General features: G+C 58.7%; 20 protein-coding genes and 1 riboswitch. Of the genes, 4 read left to right on the top strand and 16 right to left on the bottom strand.

The genetic code is table 11. The annotated features are described in order from the left end of the window. Positions 1–4: 4 nt before the first annotated feature. The 12 genes from secY to yqeB all read right to left on the bottom strand — a co-directional run bounded on the left by secY (position 5) and on the right by yqeB (position 8583). Positions 5–1291, bottom strand: coding sequence for a preprotein translocase subunit SecY (secY, locus tag ACTNA2_RS08210; RefSeq protein WP_441049189.1), 1287 nt, complete (start codon positions 1289–1291; stop codon positions 5–7). Continuing rightward, positions 1285–1734, bottom strand: coding sequence for a 50S ribosomal protein L15 (gene rplO / locus ACTNA2_RS08205; protein WP_006235267.1), 450 nt, complete (start codon positions 1732–1734; stop codon positions 1285–1287). The genes secY and rplO overlap by 7 nt, the downstream gene beginning before the upstream one ends. Positions 1735–1737: 3 nt before the next feature. After that, on the bottom strand, positions 1738–1920 hold the full coding sequence (rpmD, locus tag ACTNA2_RS08200) for a 50S ribosomal protein L30 (RefSeq protein ID WP_154516067.1): 183 nt from the start codon (positions 1918–1920) through the stop codon (positions 1738–1740). 2 nt (positions 1921–1922) lie between these two features. Continuing rightward, entirely contained in the window at positions 1923–2447 is a 525-nt protein-coding gene (gene rpsE / locus ACTNA2_RS08195; protein WP_154516070.1) for a 30S ribosomal protein S5, read from the bottom strand. Positions 2448–2461: 14 nt separating this feature from the next. After that, positions 2462–2830, bottom strand: coding sequence for a 50S ribosomal protein L18 (gene rplR, locus ACTNA2_RS08190; RefSeq protein ID WP_118270231.1), 369 nt, complete (start codon positions 2828–2830; stop codon positions 2462–2464). Positions 2831–2905: 75 nt separating this feature from the next. Then, the gene (rplF, locus tag ACTNA2_RS08185) at positions 2906–3442 is read right to left on the bottom strand and encodes a 50S ribosomal protein L6 (protein WP_370450587.1); all 537 of its coding nucleotides are present in this window, start codon (positions 3440–3442) and stop codon (positions 2906–2908) included. A gap of 33 nt (positions 3443–3475) precedes the next feature. Continuing rightward, positions 3476–3874 (bottom strand): 30S ribosomal protein S8, encoded by a 399-nt coding sequence (gene rpsH, locus ACTNA2_RS08180; RefSeq protein WP_006235262.1) that lies wholly within the window; start codon positions 3872–3874, stop codon positions 3476–3478. 119 nt (positions 3875–3993) lie between these two features. Then, positions 3994–4179, bottom strand: coding sequence for a type Z 30S ribosomal protein S14 (locus tag ACTNA2_RS08175; RefSeq protein ID WP_022094280.1), 186 nt, complete (start codon positions 4177–4179; stop codon positions 3994–3996). A gap of 79 nt (positions 4180–4258) precedes the next feature. Further along, positions 4259–4816: a 50S ribosomal protein L5 gene (gene rplE, locus ACTNA2_RS08170; protein ID WP_154516073.1), complete on the bottom strand. Its 558-nt coding sequence runs from the start codon at positions 4814–4816 to the stop codon at positions 4259–4261. A gap of 307 nt (positions 4817–5123) precedes the next feature. Next, complete coding sequence (locus ACTNA2_RS08165) at positions 5124–6437, bottom strand: uracil-xanthine permease family protein (protein ID WP_441038792.1); 1314 nt, start codon at positions 6435–6437, stop codon at positions 5124–5126. Positions 6438–6735: 298 nt separating this feature from the next. After that, positions 6736–7779, bottom strand: a complete 1044-nt coding sequence (locus tag ACTNA2_RS08160; RefSeq protein WP_441049187.1) for an XdhC family protein — start codon at positions 7777–7779, stop codon at positions 6736–6738. Between the two features lie 9 nt (positions 7780–7788). Further along, positions 7789–8583 carry a selenium-dependent molybdenum cofactor biosynthesis protein YqeB gene (gene yqeB, locus ACTNA2_RS08155; protein ID WP_441049185.1) on the bottom strand — a complete coding sequence of 265 codons (795 nt, stop codon included), beginning with the start codon at positions 8581–8583 and terminating at the stop codon, positions 7789–7791. A 102-nt stretch (positions 8584–8685) separates the two neighbouring features. On the opposite strand from yqeB, the gene yqeC reads away from it, so the two are divergent. Next, positions 8686–9423: a selenium cofactor biosynthesis protein YqeC gene (yqeC, locus tag ACTNA2_RS08150; RefSeq protein WP_441049183.1), complete on the top strand. Its 738-nt coding sequence runs from the start codon at positions 8686–8688 to the stop codon at positions 9421–9423. 113 nt (positions 9424–9536) lie between these two features. Here yqeC and ACTNA2_RS08145 read toward each other — a convergent pair whose 3' ends face one another. Beyond that, positions 9537–10127 (bottom strand): nucleotidyltransferase family protein, encoded by a 591-nt coding sequence (locus ACTNA2_RS08145; protein ID WP_441049181.1) that lies wholly within the window; start codon positions 10125–10127, stop codon positions 9537–9539. A gap of 266 nt (positions 10128–10393) precedes the next feature. On the opposite strand from ACTNA2_RS08145, the gene ACTNA2_RS08140 reads away from it, so the two are divergent. Together ACTNA2_RS08140 and ACTNA2_RS08135 are read left to right on the top strand one after the other, a co-directional pair. Further along, on the top strand, positions 10394–11047 hold the full coding sequence (locus tag ACTNA2_RS08140; protein ID WP_441049179.1) for a helix-turn-helix transcriptional regulator: 654 nt from the start codon (positions 10394–10396) through the stop codon (positions 11045–11047). 121 nt (positions 11048–11168) lie between these two features. Continuing rightward, positions 11169–11855 carry a hypothetical protein gene (locus ACTNA2_RS08135; protein WP_441049177.1) on the top strand — a complete coding sequence of 229 codons (687 nt, stop codon included), beginning with the start codon at positions 11169–11171 and terminating at the stop codon, positions 11853–11855. A gap of 35 nt (positions 11856–11890) precedes the next feature. Here ACTNA2_RS08135 and ACTNA2_RS08130 read toward each other — a convergent pair whose 3' ends face one another. Further along, complete coding sequence (locus tag ACTNA2_RS08130; RefSeq protein WP_441049175.1) at positions 11891–13213, bottom strand: ATP-binding protein; 1323 nt, start codon at positions 13211–13213, stop codon at positions 11891–11893. Between the two features lie 269 nt (positions 13214–13482). Then, a riboswitch (SAM riboswitch) is annotated at positions 13483–13573 on the top strand. Between the two features lie 8 nt (positions 13574–13581). On the opposite strand from ACTNA2_RS08130, the gene ACTNA2_RS08125 reads away from it, so the two are divergent. Beyond that, positions 13582–14004 (top strand): hypothetical protein, encoded by a 423-nt coding sequence (locus ACTNA2_RS08125; protein WP_441049173.1) that lies wholly within the window; start codon positions 13582–13584, stop codon positions 14002–14004. A gap of 167 nt (positions 14005–14171) precedes the next feature. On the opposite strand, the gene ACTNA2_RS08120 is transcribed toward ACTNA2_RS08125, so the two are convergent. Both ACTNA2_RS08120 and ACTNA2_RS08115 read right to left on the bottom strand, forming a co-directional pair. After that, on the bottom strand, positions 14172–17204 hold the full coding sequence (locus ACTNA2_RS08120; protein ID WP_441049171.1) for a DEAD/DEAH box helicase family protein: 3033 nt from the start codon (positions 17202–17204) through the stop codon (positions 14172–14174). Between the two features lie 3 nt (positions 17205–17207). Continuing rightward, positions 17208–17714, bottom strand: coding sequence for a hypothetical protein (locus tag ACTNA2_RS08115; RefSeq protein ID WP_441049169.1), 507 nt, complete (start codon positions 17712–17714; stop codon positions 17208–17210). Between the last annotated feature and the right edge of the window lie 123 nt (positions 17715–17837).

The raw sequence follows: 17837 nt of genomic DNA, 5'->3' as shown, positions 1-17837 counted from the left end.
TAGCCTATTTAAAGAATCCATCGTAATCATACATCTTGATCTGGCCTTCGAGCTTGTCGACCGTGTCGAGCACGACGCCGACCATGATGAGGATGGACGTGCCGCCAAATGCCTGGATCAGCTGATTGCCCGTGAAGGAGAAGATGATCGAAGGCACGATGGCGATGAGCGCCAAAAAGACAGCGCTGGGAAGCGTAATCTTGTTGAGCGCGTTCTTGATGTAGGCCGCGGTAGCCCTACCCGGACGAACGCCCGGAATAAAGCCGCCCTGCTTCTTAAGGTTGTCGGCCGTGTCATCGGGATTGAACACCATGGAGGTGTAGAAGTACGCGAAGAACACGATGAGGACAACGTTAAGCACCCAGTTGAGCCAACCGGTCGAAAGCGCAGAGGCAACTGCCTGAATCCAGCCGATGCCGGGGAAGAACACGGCAACCTGAGCCGGGAAGTACAGCAGCGCCGAAGCGAAGATGATCGGCACGACACCCGCGGCGTTGACCTTGATGGGCAGGTAGGTGGTCTGGCCACCCATCATGCGACGGCCCACGACGCGCTTAGCGTAGGAGACCGGAATGCGGCGCTGGCCGCGCTCAAGGAAAACGATCAGCGGGATAACCAGCAGGATGATGGCGCAGATGATCACCATAGTGATGATGCCACCGCCATTGCCCTCGGTGCTGGAGAAGATCGCCTGCGGCAGACCGGCCATGATGTTCGCAAAGATGATCAGCGACATGCCATTGCCGATACCGCGCTGGGTAATGAGCTCACCAATCCACATGATCAGCATGGCGCCCGCGGTGAGCGTGCCGACAATCATGAGGTCGAAGATGATCTCGGGAGCGGCGGCGCCATTAAAGCTGATGCCGAAGCTCTTAAAGAGAAAGAGGTAACCCACGGAGTTGAGGACTGCCAGAGCCAGGGTGAGGTAACGCGAATACTGCGTAATCTTGGTCTGACCGACCTCGCCCTCGCGGGCAAGCTCATGCAGGGAAGGCACAACGGCCTGGAGCATCTGGAGGATGATCGAGCTGGTGATGTAAGGCATGATGCCCAGCGAAAACACCGACACATAGCTCAACGCGCCGCCAGAGAAAAGATTCAGGAGGGCCATAGCACCTGCGGCGACCGAATTGTTATCGGTCGAGAAAAGGCCCAGCATCCCCTGGAAGGGAATGCCGGGCACAGGAACGTGCGCACCAATGCGGTACACGACGAGCATAGCTATGGTAAAAAGAATCTTTTCGCGCAGTTCTTTGATGCGGAAAGCATTCTTAAGACCATTTAGCACGGCAGCTCGACCTTTCCGCCGGCGGCCTCGATCTTGGCCTGCGCAGAAGCGCTGACCTTGTCGACCTTGACCGTGAACTTCTTGGTAAGCTCACCATTGCCGAGCACCTTGACGGGCTCGAACTCGCTCTTGGTGATGCGAGCGGCCTTAAGAGCGGCACCGTCGATCACAGCGCCATCCTCGAACTTACGCTCGAGACGCTCAACGTTAACAGCGGTGTACTCGATACGACGGGGGTTGCGGAAGCCCGGAAGCTTGGGCAGGCGCATAGCCAGCGGAGTCTGGCCACCCTCGAAGCCGGCACCCTTGGTGCCGCCAGAGCGAGAGCCCTGGCCCTTCTGGCCGCGGCCAGAAGTGGTGCCGTGACCCGAAGAATTGCCACGGCCAACGCGCTTGCGGTTCTTGGTGGAACCGGGCGCGGGAGTAAGATCGTGAAGCTGCATTTGCTACTCCTCTACAATCTCGACAAGGTGCTTGACCTTGAAGATCATGCCGCGGACGGACTCGTTGTCAGTAATCTCGCGAACCTCGCGGATCCTGTGGAGACCGAGGGCACGGACAGTACGGACCTGGTCCTGCTTGCAACCGTTGGTGCTGCGGACCTGCTTGATCTTGATGGTGTCAGCCATGCTTAGTTCTCCTTACCGACGAACATCTCGGAGACCGTCAGGCCACGGCGAGCCGCGACGTCCTCAGGGCTGGAGAGCTCCTTGAGGCCCTCGACGGCAGCCTTGATGATGTTGAGGCCGTTGTCGGTACCGAGGGACTTGGACAGGACGTTCTTGATGCCAGCAAGCTCAAAGAGGGGACGCACAGCGCCGCCGGCGATAACGCCGGTACCCTCGACAGCGGGCTTGATGATGATGCGGCCGGCACCAAAGTGGCCGATAACCTCGTGCGGAATGGTGCCCTCTTCGGTCACCGGCACGTGGAACATGTTCTTCTTGGCATCGAGAGACGCCTTGGAGATGGCCATGGGCACCTCAGCGGACTTGCCCATGCCAACGCCGACGTTGCCCTTGCCATCGCCAACGACGACGAGAGCGACGAGGCTCATGCGACGACCGCCCTTGACGGTCTTCGACACGCGGTTGATGTAAACGACGCGCTCCTCGAACTCGGAGGCCTCGCGCTGCTGCTTCTGATTACGAGCCATGTGCTACATACCTCCTAGAACTCGAGACCGGCGGCACGAGCACCGTCGGCGAGGGCCTTGACGCGGCCATGGTAGATACGGCCACCGCGATCGAAGGCGACCTTGGTGATGCCGGCCTCGATGGCACGCTTGCCAACGAGCTGACCGACCTTCTCCGCAGCCTCCTTGTTCGAGGTGTGGGTGCCCTTGAACTCGGCCTCGAGGGTCGAGGCAGAGACGAGCGTCAGGCTGGAGCCCTTGCTGTCGTCGATGATCTGGGCATAGATGTTGGCGTTGGTACGGGTCACGCGAAGACGCGGACGCTCGGCGGTACCCGAGATCTTGCCGCGAACACGACGCTGACGACGCTTGAGGCCTTCCAGCTTCGCCTTATGCTTGTTCATACGTAAACTCCTAAAAAGGTTGATCTTGCCAGCACCTAACGGGGTGCTGGTCTTATGCGAGTGAGTCGGTTACGACTACTTGGCGGCCTTACCCAGCTTGCGGCGGATGTGCTCGCCAACGTAGTGGATACCCTTGCCCTTGTAAGGCTCGGGAGGACGATGGCCGCGGATCTCAGCGGCGATCTGACCGACCTGCTGCTTGTTGATACCCTTGACGTTCACGTGGGTGTTGTCGGGAACCTCGAAGGTGATACCCTCGGGAGCCTCGACGATCACGGGGTGCGAGAAGCCCAGGGAGAACTCGAGGTTCTTGCCCTTCTGCTGCACGCGGTAACCGACGCCGGCGAGCTCGAGCTTCTTCTCGAAGCCCTCGGAAACGCCAACAACCATGTTGTGGATGAGGGCGCGGGTGAGGCCGTGGCGGGCACGGGTCTCACGCTCGTCGTCGGGACGGGAAACGGTGAGGACGTTGTCCTCGATGTTGATAGCGAGCTTCTCATAGACATCGAGCTCGAGCTGGCCCTTGGGGCCCTTGACGACAACGTTGTTGCCGTTGACTGCCACTTCGACTCCGGCGGGAATCTGGACAGGCTTATTACCGATACGAGACACGGTGATCTCCTTTCCTTCTACCTACCGAGCGAATTACCAGACGTAAGCGATGATCTCGCCGCCGACGTTGTGCTTGCGAGCATCGCGGTCGGTCATGACGCCATGGCTGGTGGAAATAATGGCGGTACCAAGGCCACCGCGGACGCGGGGCATGTCGGCAACGCCGGTGTACTTACGCAGGCCCGGCTTGGAAATGCGGCGGATGCCGTTGATGACCTTAGCCTTCTTGGGACCATACTTAAGCGTGATGTGCAGAGTCTTCTGGGGAACGGTGTCCTCGACATCGTAGCCCTCGATGTAGCCCTCCTCGTGCAGAACACGAGCGATCTCGACGAGCTTCTTGCTGCTCGGCATGGAGACCGTGGCCTTGTTCACAGAGTTAGCGTTACGAATGCGCGTAAGCATATCTGCGATCGGGTCTGTAAGGTTCATACAGATTCTCCTTCGTTCTTGATGAACACGTGCTCTTGGTTCTTCGCCGCCCTTAACGGCAAAGCCTAACTAGCACGTTTTCCCTGTTCCAAACGGATGCTTGAAACGCTGGTAGTGACTTACCAGCTGGCCTTCTTAACGCCGGGAAGCTCGCCCTTGAGTGCAAGCTCGCGGAAGCAGACACGGCACAGGCCGAACTTGCGGTACACAGAGTGCGGACGGCCGCAGCGCTGGCAGCGCGTGTACTCACGAGTAGAGAACTTCTGCTTGCGATTGCACTTGACGATCATCGATGTCTTAGCCACTTATATCCTCCTCACATAGAGTATTGTTCGCCCCAAGCGCCGCCCCCTTGTGGGAACGGCGCTTATAGGGCAGGTGAACCTATTTCTTGAACGGGAAACCAAAGGCGTCCAGAAGGGCCTTGGCCTCCTCATCGGTGTTGGCGGTGGTCACGAAAGTGATGTCCATACCACGCTGGTGATCGACGGAGTCAAAGTCGATCTCGGGGAAGATGAGCTGCTCGGTGACGCCCATGGAGAAGTTACCACGGCCGTCGAAGCTCTTGGCGGAGATGCCGCGGAAGTCGCGGATACGGGGGATAGCGACGGAGGTCAGACGATCGAAGAACTCCCACATACGGTCGCCACGCAGGGTAACCTTGCAGCCGATCGGCATACCAGCGCGCAGGCGGAAGGTAGCGATGGACTTGCGGGCACGGGTGATCATCGGCTGCTGGCCGGTGATGGCGCGCAGGTCGCGCACGGCACCGTCGATGGCCTTGGAATCGGTAGCGGCCTCGCCGACACCCATGTTCACGACGATCTTCTCAAACTTGGGGATCATCATGACGTTCTCGTACTGGAACTTGTCCTGAAGCTGCTGCTTGACCTCGTTGTTGTACTTGGCCTTCAGACGCGGCACATACTTCTCTTCTGCCATTGTTCACTCCTTCTTGGGGTTTTAAGCACGGGGCGTGGCCACGGTGGGTTGTCCTCGTGCCTCCTGACTGCATCCGCGCCGCTCATGGCATTTCGCGGTTTGGACTCGACGCAGCAGGAGCCGACAAAACAATCGGTACTATACGCGCATTGGGTGCGTATTTCCAGAAAAACATCGTCTGCCTGCACAACTCCACAACTCCCCCGCACAAATGGGTCCCAAAAAACAGTTGCGGTGAAATAGGGACTGTTTGGCGGCCTAACAGGCTTAAACAATCCGTATTTCACCGCAACTCATATATGAGGCGTTATTTTTGGCGAGGCAGGACCAGGTTGAGGACGACGGCGACAAGTGCGGCGACGGCAATGGAGGATCCGCCAAAGACGGTGTCGACCCATGCGGGGAATCCAGCGCCGGCAAGCGCGCCGGCCGTGCGCTCAATGCCCGTGCCAAAGGCGATAGAGAGACCCATGAGCGTGGTATCGCGCTGAGACAGGCCGTGGCGGGAAAACATGACCACACCGTTCATGCCGATGGTTGCGAACACGCCGATCGTGGCGCCGCCGATCACCGGCTGCGGAATGGACGTGAGCACTGCCGCGCACTTGGGCAGCAGGCCCGCGACGAGCAGAATGGCGGCTGCGAGCGTAAAGACCATACGGTTGACGACCTTGTTCTCGGCGATGATGCCCACATTCTGGCCAAAGGTTGCCGTGGGGACGCCGCCCAAAAAGCCCGAGAGCATACCGACGAGACCATTGGCGATCAATCCGCCCGAGATCTGACTATCGGTCGCGGGGGTATCGAGCGCAGCAGAGGACACGGCGGCAAACTCTCCCATAACCTGCACGGCGTTCACGATGGCCACAACGCCCACCACGGCGCACGCCGCTGGATCGAACACCAGACGATGGGCGCCAAACGCCGGTGGGGCAAACCAACTTGCAGTCGCGACAGCCGAGAAGTCGACCATGCCCAACACCGCCGCAACGACAAAACCTGCGCAGATACCGGCCAGGATGCTGCCCAGCTTGAGCGCGCCCTTGCCGTAGTTACCGACCATAAAGGTGACGACAAACGTCACGAGCGCGACGGTCCAGTTGGTGACGCTGCCAAAATCGGCCGCGCCCTCCCCGCCTGCCATGGACGCCACGGCAACCGGGCACAGCGACAGGCCAATGACAAAGATGACGGTACCGAGCACCGGAGCTGGGAACAGAAAGCTCACGCGCTTAAACAAAAGACCAAAGAGCACGACGAGCGCGCCGCCGATAACTTGAGCGCCCAGCACGGCCTCGAAACCAAGCTCAAGACCGACCGCTTTAAGTGCCGGCACGAAGGTAAAGCTCGCACCCATCACGATGGGCAAGCCCGAGCCGACGATGCCTTTTATGGGGAACTGTTGAAGGAAAATGTCAAGCGCCGAGAGGACCAGCGACGCCTGAATGACGGCGGCTTCCTCTTGAGGGGTAAAGCCGCAGACCGACGCGATGATGATAGCGGGCGTAACGATACCCGCGAATGCCGCCAGCACATGCTGCAGTGCATGGGGCAATACCTGCACAAACGAAACTTTTCCCGTACGCTCGAACAGGGCGTCCCCTGCCACCGACTCTGCCATTTACGCCTCCCATACCCTAGGCAGCGGCCCTATGCCGCCCAACGGGCGGACATTATAGGGCATATGGCACAGGTAGCATTTTGACCCGCATGCGGCAGAGGGCTGGGGTAGCTAATTTGGGACGGGGCTCTTTTAGCTACCCAACAGTGAGCGAACGCCTCGAGATGATTTTTCTGGGACGGGGATTTAAAAATCATTGCGTACCTAATGATTTTTTAATCCCCGTCCCAGAAAAATCATCGAGCAGGCAGGGTAGCTAAAAGAGCCCCGTCCCAAATTAGCTACCCCTGGGATGCGACTAGCGCTTGCGGGGGACGAGCTTGGTGCGACGCAGATGAATCATCTCGGCGGCGATGGAGATGGCGATCTCTTCGGGGTCCTCGGCCTGAATGGCAACGCCGATCGGCAGGTGCAGCTCGTCGATCTGGTCCTGCGTAAAGCCCTCCTGCTCCAAGCGAGCCCGCACAAAGGCCGTCTTGCGGCGCGAACCCAGGCAACCCAAATAGGCGGGCTTGGCGCGCAAGGCCTGAATCACCACATCGATATCGGACTTGTGGCCCGCCGTGGCGACGACTACCAGATCGCGCGGACCGATGGGGCATTGCTCGTCCAGGTTCTTGTAGTCGACCAGACGACGGTCGTAGACGCCGGGTACCCATTCGGGCGTCAACGTGCCGGGGCGGTCATCGCACGCCACGACGGCAAAGCCCGCCGCCGTGAGCACGCGCGCCGTCGCGGCGCCCACGTGACCGCAGCCAAAGATGTATGTCAGGCCCTCGGGGCAAAGCGTCTCGATGTGCGCCGGGGGAATCTCGGAGGCGGCGTTGGTGTAAGTGACCTTACTCCCCTCTTCCGTCAGCGAAAGCCCGGGGCAACCCACAATGGTGCGGCGCGACTCCTCGCCATGGTATTCGGCATCGTCGCCTTCGAGCGCGCTTGCGATAAACGGTTCAAAGTCGATGACGAAGTCGCCGATGCGTCGATACGCCAAGACGTCGGCAACCGACTGGAACAACGGCGCCTGCGATGCTTCCAGGTGCAGATAACACAGGCAGATGGCTCCGCCGCAGATCATGCCGGTATCGGAGTTCTCGCCGCCCATGGTGTAGCGGACCAGACGCGATTGCCCTGCGGCCAGCAGCTCGCGCGCCTCGTCCAGCGCAAAGAGCTCGATCTTACCGCCGCCGATGGTGCCCGCTTGGCTGCCATCGGCAAAGACGGCCATCCAGGCGCCCACGCCGCGCGGCGATGACCCCGCCGTGCCGGCAACTACCACCAGCTCGCACGTCTTACCAGCCTTCAGAGCGCCAAGCGCAGCATTCACCACATCGAGCTTTTCCATCGTCGCTTCCTATCCCTGGAACACACCGGTAAGCATGGCGAGCGCCTCGAGCACCCCGCCGCCGACCGACGTCGCCTTGTCCGAAATATAGTTGATATAGCTGGCATCGCCGCGCGGATCGACATCGGCACATTTAAAGCCCTCGGTCACCAGAACGCCGTCGGCCAAAAGGCCGCGCAAGCAGCCGTCAATCTGCGTGACCATGGGCGCATCGCCCGCATACCCGATCACATCGCCGGCACTCACGATGTCGCCAATCGCGCGGTCGGACCTAAACACGCCGGCGGCGGGGCTGTGGATAACGCGCTCCTTGCCATACCCGGCGATGACACCCGGCACGCCCGTATTGGGCTGGGGCGAGCCCTGGGTGATGACGCGGCCGAGGAAATGCCCGCGCATGGTCTCGACCACGGCATCGCAATCGACCGGCGCGGTAAAGCCCGGTCCTACGGCGATGACGACAGGCGCCATATCGCGCATGGTGCCCAAATTGCGCTTGGCCAGGATCGCGTCGACCACGGCAGCGGGCTTAAGTTCGTCGAGCATCTTGGCCTGAGGATCCACCACGACGGCAACATCTCCGGCCTGGGTAATTGCAAGCGCCTCTGCCGGCGTCTGCGCCAAGCGGGCGCGAATGCCCTCAACCTGGACCTCGCCCAGGCGAATGGCCTCGCAAAAACTGATCGTGCGACGGATGCACGTGGGAACCGCGATATCGGCCATAACGACCGACACGCCGGCGCGTACCAAACGGGCGGCGACGCCCGTGGCGATATCGCCGGCGCCGCGAACATAAACGAGCATTTCCGGGGCACCTCCCTGTGCTACGGTTTGAGCAGAGCAAAAGCGGTTCGACCGCTACTCTGATGATTATTTATTATCACAGTATTATACGGCGGTGAACAGATGGAAACGACGAGCGGAAACCTTGCCTCCGCGCTCAAGCTCGAGCCGGGCATTACCGCGATTATCGGCAGTGGCGGCAAGTCGACCTTGCTAAAGACGCTCGGCCTTGAGCTTATGCGCGCGGGCGGCCGCGTGCTCCTCTGCACCACCACGCATATGTTTCCCGTCGCCGGCGTGCCATGGGACGGGTCGAGTCGTCGCCTGGACGCCGCACCTTGGAAGCCGGGCGCCTCACATGTCCCCGGTTGCACCTGCGAGGCCTGCGCGGGCCTTGCGCGGGGAAGCATCTGCCAAGTAGGTGTCTTGGACCCCGAGACGGGCAAGCTCTCCGCCCCCGCCGAGCCGCTCGGCGAGCTGGCACAGCGCTTTAACTACGTCTTGGCCGAGGCGGACGGCAGCAAGCGGCTCCCGCTCAAGGCCCACGCCGCCTGGGAGCCGGTGATTCCCTCTGGCACGGCCAACATCGTCTGGATCGTCGGCGCCTCGGGGCTCGGCAAGCCCATCAACGAAGCCGTCCACCGCCCCGAGCTCTTTTGCGAGCGTTGCGGCTGCGAGCTCACCGATACCGCCACGCCCGAGCGCGTCGCCCAGGTGCTCAATGCCGAGATGCAGGCGCTGAGGCTCCGCACCGCGCACGTCATACTCAACCAAGTCGACGCGCTCAGCGACCCGGCTATGGCCGCCCGCTTTGAGGCTGCCCTCGGCCGCCCCGTCGTCGCCACCAGCCTCCAGGGGTAGCTAATTTGGGACGGGGCTCTTTTAGCTACCCCATGTTGAGAGAAAAATCATCAGGTAGGCAGGGTAGCTAAAAGAGCCCCGTCCCAAATTAGCTACCCTGGCGGCACCCCCTGCTAGCGGGGCACGTAGCAGGCCGCAACGTGTTCTGAGACGCGGCGCTGGCCCTTGGCGGTGTCGACATCCCACAGCTCGTAGGCACGTGCCTCGACCAACTGGATATCGGCACGGCCGCGCAGCAGCGACGATCCGCCGTCCTTGCCCTTAAGCCCCATAAGGTTAGGAAAGAAACTCGCGGGGAACAGCACCGGAGAGGCCGGCTCGCCGTTCAGGGCAAGACGCACGGGCGCGACACCGCCGTTGGCCTTAAAAGCACCGGCGAGTGCCTCAAAGGAATCCGAACTCACGAGCGGCTGGTCGCCCGGCAAAAAGAGGCAACCTTTCCAGTTGTGATCGACTCCCCACGAAAGGCCCGCACGGACGCTTTCGCTGCGCAGCTCGCCCTCGTGCAGCGCGCACGGGCAATGCTTGTCCTCGCAAATCTGAGCAACCTCGGGCCAACGCGTCGAAACCACAACGTCAAAGCCCCGGGGAACCGAATCGATGGTCCGGGCAATCAGCGGCTCGCCATAGATATCGGCAAGCATCTTGTTAGAGCCAAACCGCTTGCCCTCGCCCGAAGCCATAATGACGCATCCAAGTTTCATGGCGATACCTCCCCTGAAGCCATCGTACCCATAACGCGCGCCGCGGGGCACCTACATCGAAAGCGCTTATCCCGCACGCCCACGATGCAAAAAGGGGCACCCCGCCGGTTGGCAGAGCGCCCCCTTTACATGGCTTACCTCAACCCGGCTTTAGGCCTGAAACCAACGGACGGCGTTGCGCTCATAAAGCAGCGACGCTTTCGTTATTTGCGAACAAGTGGGGTTTATGGCAAAGTGAGCCCAAACTAATTTTTAGGAAGGCACCGATGACCCCCGCACAGATTGAGTTTTATAAGCGCCTTGCACACGGCCTGGCGCTCCAGTTTGGCCCCAACTGCGAAGTCGTCGTCCACGATCTGGAGACCGAGGACGTGGACCACTCCATCGTAGTGATCGAAAACGGCCATGTAAGCGGACGCAAACTGGGTGACGGTCCCAGCCATATTGTGTTTGAGTCCATGCACGAGGACACCACCGACGTGCACGACCGCGAGCCATACCTCACCAAAACCGCCGATGGCAAGCTGCTTAAGTCCTCGACCATCTTTATCCGCAACGACGAGGGCAAGCCCGTCGGCATTTTGGGTATTAACTTTGACATTACGCTCATGAAAGCTTTTGAGCGCTCGCTCGATGCCTTTACCGGCACCGGCGGCACGGGCTACACCGAGCCCGAGCCCATTACCAAAACCATCGGCGACTTGCTCGAGGATCTGCTGCGCGAGTGCGAGCAATACGTGGGCAAGCCCGCAGCCCTTATGACCAAAGATGAGCGCATTCGCGCCATTGGCTACCTCGACCGTCGCGGCGCCTTCCTCATTTCCAAGTCGAGCGGGCGTGCCTGCGAGTTCTTTGGCATCTCTAAGTACAGCTTCTATAGCTACCTCAACGAGGCCAAGGCGGCGGCCGGCGAAAAATAGTCAGCGCGCCTGCGCCCCTCCCCTTTTGGGCGCGAGTTCCAAAATGCACGAATCCAAGACTCGGCCGCAAGGCAAGTTCCATATAATCGAAGGACGAGACAGTTCGAAAGGATGGAACAAGATGGGGTCGAGCAACGCATCACGCAACGACCGCGGAGGCTTCGCTTCTGGCGCCAGGCATGCGAAACGCGTGTTTGACGAGGGCGAAGACGATCTGTTTGCGTTGAGCCTCGATGACGTGATGAGCGATCGCCCTTGGACCGCCGACGAGCTCATGGGCGGCGGAACCCATTCGGCAGGCGATCCTTCCGAGACGGCATCGTTTATCGCCGCGGCGCAGCATCTTGCGCCCGAACCGCCCGTTGCAGATCTCGACGACTTTGCGACCCGTCAGTTTGCCTTCGATTCCTGGGCTGATGCCGATCTGGACGAAACATCTGCCGGCGCGCCGACACTCGGCGAGCCGGTAAATCCACTTGTCGCCGCGTCCGCTTCCGAATACGAGCCGGACGACCATGCGCAAGCTATACCCACATCCTCATACACCGATAGCCACACTGATAACGACGATTATTATGGCGACTACTACGCCGCGGAAGAGGCACCGCGCTTTTTGGATTTCAATCCAGTAGCAAAGATTATCTTTATAGCGATCGTCGTGGTGCTACTTGGCGTCATTGCGTTTGAGGGATTTCAGCTGTTCCGCAGCCCCGTCGAGTCCGAATCGGCAACGCAGCAAAAAGAGGACGACAACGACTACTTGGATATCAACACCCTCAAGGGCGACCCCAACGACGGGGACGAGTAGCGAGGGCTGAGGGCGACCACATAGTCAGCGGTGCGCTACGGCTCCAAAAGCCCTGCCATAAAGATGGGCAGATACAGCACGTCACCATCGCGGTGAAGATTACATTCCGCAAGTACCAGGGCGCGGTCGATGCCGTAGCCCTTCGTTGCCAGTGCGTTATCGAGCGCCGCGTGGGACTTAAAGCTCTTGCCCGATTTGACCTCGATGGCAAGCACTTCCCCATCGAGCGTCTCCTCAACAAAATCGAGCTCGCCAACCTTTTTGGACGTAAAGTAGCGCAATCTGAATCCGTGGGCTTTGAGCTCTTGCGCGACAAAGCCCTCAAACGCCGCCCCCATATTCATGCCAAAGGGGCCTTCTGCCTCTCCATCAAATACCCCTTGGGCAACCTTCTTGGAATACGACGACATGAGCATTCCGGTGTCCAGGTAAAACAGCTTAAACAGATTTCGCTGCTCCCCCAATAAAAGGGGTGCCACGGGCGCCGTTTCGCTATACACGGGAAGCGCAACGCCTGCCTCCGACAACCAGAGAAAATGATCTGTCACCTGCGAAAAACGTTTGACGCCGTTAATCGACGACAGCTTGAATCGCTTGTTTTTGGAGCCAGCCTCGCTGGGAATCAAATCGTAGATATCGCGAATAACCAGGCGCAGCTCGGGCGGAGCGTACTTTGCGATGTCATCGCGATACAGGGCGTGAAGATCGCGGTGGATGTTTCGAACCTCGTCGACATTGCGCGTCGCCAAGAAGGAATTGACCGCGTCGGGCATGCCTCCCACCACCACATACTGATGGAACAGATCGAGCAAGCGGTCATACAGGTAGCTGGGGAGCTCCTCCTCATCCTTTAGACAGCCCCTGAGCATGTCAAAAACGCTGGCACCAACGCCATTTGCCCAGCAAAACTCCTCAAAGTCGAGCGGGTACATCTGGACCTGCTCGACATAGCCCACCGGCAGGGAATCGATGCCCTCGAGCTCAACGCCAAGGAGCGAACCGGTAAGGATGTATCGAAAGTCGCCGCGCTGGACCAGGTATTTGATAAACGTCACCACGTTGGGACATCGCTGCACCTCGTCGATAACCACGACGGTCTTGTTCGCAACCATCGGCTGCGTCGCAGCGATAGACATGCGCATAAGCAGGTCATCCGCACTTTTCGCCGCCAAAAACGAATCGCGCACGGATGCGTCGGCGATAAGGTCGAACGTCACGACATTTTCGAACGATTCGTTTGCAAAGACGTTGACCAGATATGACTTTCCTACCTGTCGGGCGCCCTTGACCAAAAGAGCCTTGTTAGGCGACGAGGCAAGCCAAGATTCAAACTGTGCTTTCGCTTTTCTCTGCAGCATAAGCGCACCCCTTATTACGTGCTGTTTTAGCACTAGGATACACTTTTCCGTTGTTGTTAGATGATCATTTTGACACTTTTTCGAGGTATTAAAGTGTGTATTGCGACACTTTTCCGTAGTTTTATACGGGAGATTTCGACACTTTTTCGTATTTGAGCCTAGCTGCAGCCGGCGAAATTAAGCGCCGCCCGCACATCATTTCGCAGGCGGCGCTTGATTTGTGTCCGCGCGCGCTGATAGACTCCATCGTGCCCGCAAGGAGCGGGCGCGTTTTATCCAGAGTCGGGGTAGAGAGTTGGCTCCACGATCCCGACGCCAACCGGCCAAGAGGCACGGTGGCCCTGCCAACATCGATGAAAGGAGTCCGTATGGACAATTTCTCTGTGCGCAGTGAGCGCAATTTCCACAACTTGGTAGCCAAGCCAAAACGAATGCATCTTCTAGACGAGCCGAACGGCTATGCCTCGGCCATGGTCAAGAACAGCCTCTCCCACCAGATGCGCTTTACGGTACAGAAGCTCGAGGAAGAGCTCTGTGCTGCTGGCAATCCACATGTGCTGCAGATCAAGCTGCTCGGAGATGACTCGCGTGAGCCGTCTAGCTGGGAGCTCTTCGCCGACGGCGTGTGCGTTGCGGACGGATCTGGCACCTTTGCACGCGAGTGCTTCTGCGAGGGGGCTGAGGTGTTTTTGGACCTGTGCCGCGACGCCGTACGCGCGGCTGGGCTGCGCCAGTGGAGCCAGAGGGAGTACGAGCTGCTGAGTGCGGCGCGCGGAATTGCGGGGGTGTAGGCGAACTCGCGTACCGTTAAATCTGCAAAGCACTAAACGCGCCCACTCGACTCCCCGCCCCGCATCCAGGTGGCTAAGAAACAAGCTGGAGATTAAGGCGGCAATCGAATACCCAATAACAAGGGGGGGCGTTGAAGATAGCTCTTCAACGCCCCCTCCCCTGTTACTTACGAGCGATATGTCGTCTTTACGTTGTAGAAGAAGTCAGGTTCCCAAATGGCTTCGAAGTGCTTCTCGGCACAATCGATCTTACCTTGCTCGGTCGGACGCGTATGGATGTCATTGTTTCCGCCGCCCTTAGTCTCGGTAACAAAATACACGCGATGCTCGCCCTCGATCTCTTGCACGTAAGCCCAATCGGGATTGTAGGCTCCTAACGGCGTGTCGATCTTAAAGCTGCTCGGCAGCTTGGCAAACACCTTGATCTCCTCGGCCTGATCAAGTTCAACGGCAAACGGCTTCTCAACCGACGACGAGTCGTAGACAACGTAGTTGTATAGACTCTTGTGGTGCGCGGACTCCCAAGCGTTCTGGCCAACGTAGGCCTTAAGATCACCAGGGTCCAAATCTTTCATCGTGTACCAATCTTCTTCGGGCAGCTTTGTGTACTTAATACCCTTGGCAATTGCTACGGCCTTAACCTTGTTCACCTTAGAAGCCACCTGGGCCAGGAACAGCGCGGGATTGAGAGCAAACTCGTCATAGCGACCACAGCCCTCCAAAATGCGCTTGATGGTAGCGCGGGTAAGACCGACGGCATCCTGCAGCTCCGCGATAGGATCGGGCAAGTCATACACTGCACGACCCGCCGTTCGCACGAGCGCGGTCGAGCGCGCCTCGGCATTCACTCCAGCTGTATCTACGGTCAGATCCGCACGCGTGCTCAGGATTTCAGGCGCCTTCACCTCAGGCATCTTGGCAATCTCCTCGCACGCGTCCTCGACCAGCTTGTCGGAGTCCACATCGACCTCAAAGCGTGTGCGTTTGCGAATGCGCTCCCAAAGCTCCTGGAAAGCAGGGTTGGCAGTCACATCCTTGCAGAGCTTAACCTCAACCTCCTTGGCCTTGTCGCGAATCTGCAGCTTCTGAGCCTTCTTGAGGATAATGCGCTCAACCTCGGTCTTAACGTTTTCCAGACCCTCGGGAACAGGGACACTACCCTGCTCGGCCGCCTGCTTGAGCTCGGGTGTAATCTTGCCCTTATCATCGATGAGCCCCTGGTCCTTAAACGAGTCGAAGACGGCCTTAGACTTCTGGAAGCCCAAGAGCTCCTCGGTTCCGTCCTCGCGTTCCACCACGACATTCGAGAAAGACTCAGCGGTGAGAATGCCAAACTTGTAGCCATCCTCCTCAAACTCAGACTGCAAGCCATTGGCAAACGAGTCATAGCTCTCGTTTGCGATGACAGTCAGTACGTTCACGCCTTCGTCATAGCAGCGCTCACCATTCTGATCTACGCACAAACGAAGACCGCGACCGATCTTTTGGCGCTTAGTCAGCTTGTCCTTGGTCTCCACCAGCGTGCAGATCTGGAACACGTTAGGGTTATCCCAGCCCTCCTTAAGGGCGGAGTGGCTCCAGATAAACTGGATACGTTTCTTTGCGCGCGTCTCGTCGTCATCGCCGTCCGCAGGGAAGGAAAGTAGCGTCTCCTTATCACGCATGATAGTCTCGAAGGTCGAGATGTCAGCAGCCGAGGACGCCGCGTCGGACGTATTCTTAAGATGCCCCTTGCCGTCCTGCGAGAAGTAGCCCGAATGTACCGCAGTAGCATCCGTATCCAATTTCACGCCAGCTTCGGCATAGCGCTTGCGCCACTTGGGCGAATTCACCGCTGCGGTATATTCCTCCTCGAACATCTGCGCATACTCGCCGTTTCGCACCGGGTCATACAGACGGTACTTCTCAACCTTGTCGATAAAGAACAGCGAAAGTACCTTGATGCCGCGCGGGGCAAGCTCGAGCTGACGCTGCAGATGGTCCTCGATGGTGCTCTTGATTTGCGCGCGCTTGATAGCTTCGGCGGCAACATCACCAACGGCCTGACCAAGCTCGATGTGTTCGCCGTTCTGGAACTCGACCCATTCGTCGCCAGCAGCGGCGGAGATGTTGCTCACAATCCAGCCGGCCTCATAGTCGGCATTCTCGCCGCTCTTGTTAAACAGGTTGTCACCCGTCTTGACGTTTACCTTTTTGCGCTTCTGAGAACCATCCTTCTGGCGCACATCAATTGTCAGCTTGGCTGTAATGGGCGAGGCGATCTTTGTAGACTCAAGCCTCACGTACGAGCCATTCAGGTCCTCCTGCGAGAGCACCGAATCGACGGTGATGGCCTTGACCAGTCCACGCTGAAAGGCATCAACAGGCGTCAAGCGATAGACTTTGTTGTACGCCTCTTTATGGGTTGCCGAGTAACGCAGCACAAACAGCGGATTCAAGCTTCGAATAGCCTTTTTGCGTTTAGCAGTAGAGTCAACGCTCTGCGGCTCGTCGATGATGACGATAGGATTGCATGAGCTTACAAGCTCGCGCGGACTTTGTCCGCCGATGAGCCATTCGCTCGGACGATGGAACAGGTTGCGCTTGTCCCTGCCGCCGGCAGACTCAGCAATCTCGTCGTCATCAAAATCGTTATCTTTGTCGAAAGCACCAATGTTGATGATCATCACCTGGATGGAGCTCGAAGTAGCAAAACTACCCACTGGACTCATGTCTTTGGAGTCATAGACAAAGCACTCGAGCGGCGTCTTGTCATAGAGCATGTCAAAGTGCTTCTTGGTGCTCTCGAAGCTCTTCTTAACGCCTTCGCGAATGGCGACACTCGGCACCACGATAATGAACTTGGTCAGCCCATAGCGACGATTGAGCTCGTAGATGGTGCGAATATAGACATAGGTCTTGCCCGTACCCGTTTCCATTTCGACGGTAAAATCGCGCAGATGCCCGTCGGTAGCAACGCTCGATGGAGCAAGTGCGTTGCCTTCTTGGATCGAATGCAGGTTGCGTTCCAGCTGAGAAGCAGAAAGACGAAGCCCGTTGGCATGGCCCACCTGGACGACCTGACCCTCATAGAGGCCGGTGCCCATCTCTGCGACAAAGTCGGAATCCATGAATTCCTGGCCTCGAAACAGGTCACAGACAGCATCGATGGCCTCGGTCTGGTGCTCCTGATCAGCGGAATATTTAATTTCCAAAGCCATGCGTTACACCGTCCTCAGCTGTACTTCATAGCCGGCTCGTTCCTCCACACGTCTAAACGCCTGGACGGCATTGAGCTTGAGCGTATCAGTAAGAATCGAGTCGCGCATGAGTACGCGGCGCGGCTCCATGTCAGCGATAGCGTCGAGCGCCTCCATGGTCAGGCCGTCCGCTAGACAACACACGAGCTCACCGCAGGCGACAGAATATACGGGATAGCCGGCGACTTCTTCCTTCTCGACAGGAAGCGTGAGCTCGAGTCCCCATTTGAGCATCATCTCAAAGACGATATCCATATCGGAGCGATCGGGCTTCACCACATCGAGCACAAGCTGCCCAGGCTGAGGCTTTTCGATGCCGGAATGGTCGAGCGAAAACACGCGGAAGCCGATGTCGGGCAGACGCTTGGGCTCTTCGCCGAGCTTGGGCTGAGCGTTAGCCTCTTCGACCTCAGCCTTAATCATGTTGCCCGCGCGACGGATACGCTCCTCCGCAACATCGCAAAGGGTCACCCGGCTCCCTTCGGTAGTGTCCCGAATGTTGGTGTAGAGCTCGGTTTTCGAGGGTAGCCGCAGGCTGCCCGAGGAGCCGAGAATCACCTAGAATGCCGTCATTCTAGCGCATGCTACGCCGCC

This window comes from Collinsella sp. HCP28S3_E9 (assembly GCF_052065455.1).
Lineage (GTDB): Bacteria > Actinomycetota > Coriobacteriia > Coriobacteriales > Coriobacteriaceae > Collinsella.
This window is presented reverse-complemented; position numbering and strand designations above follow the sequence as displayed.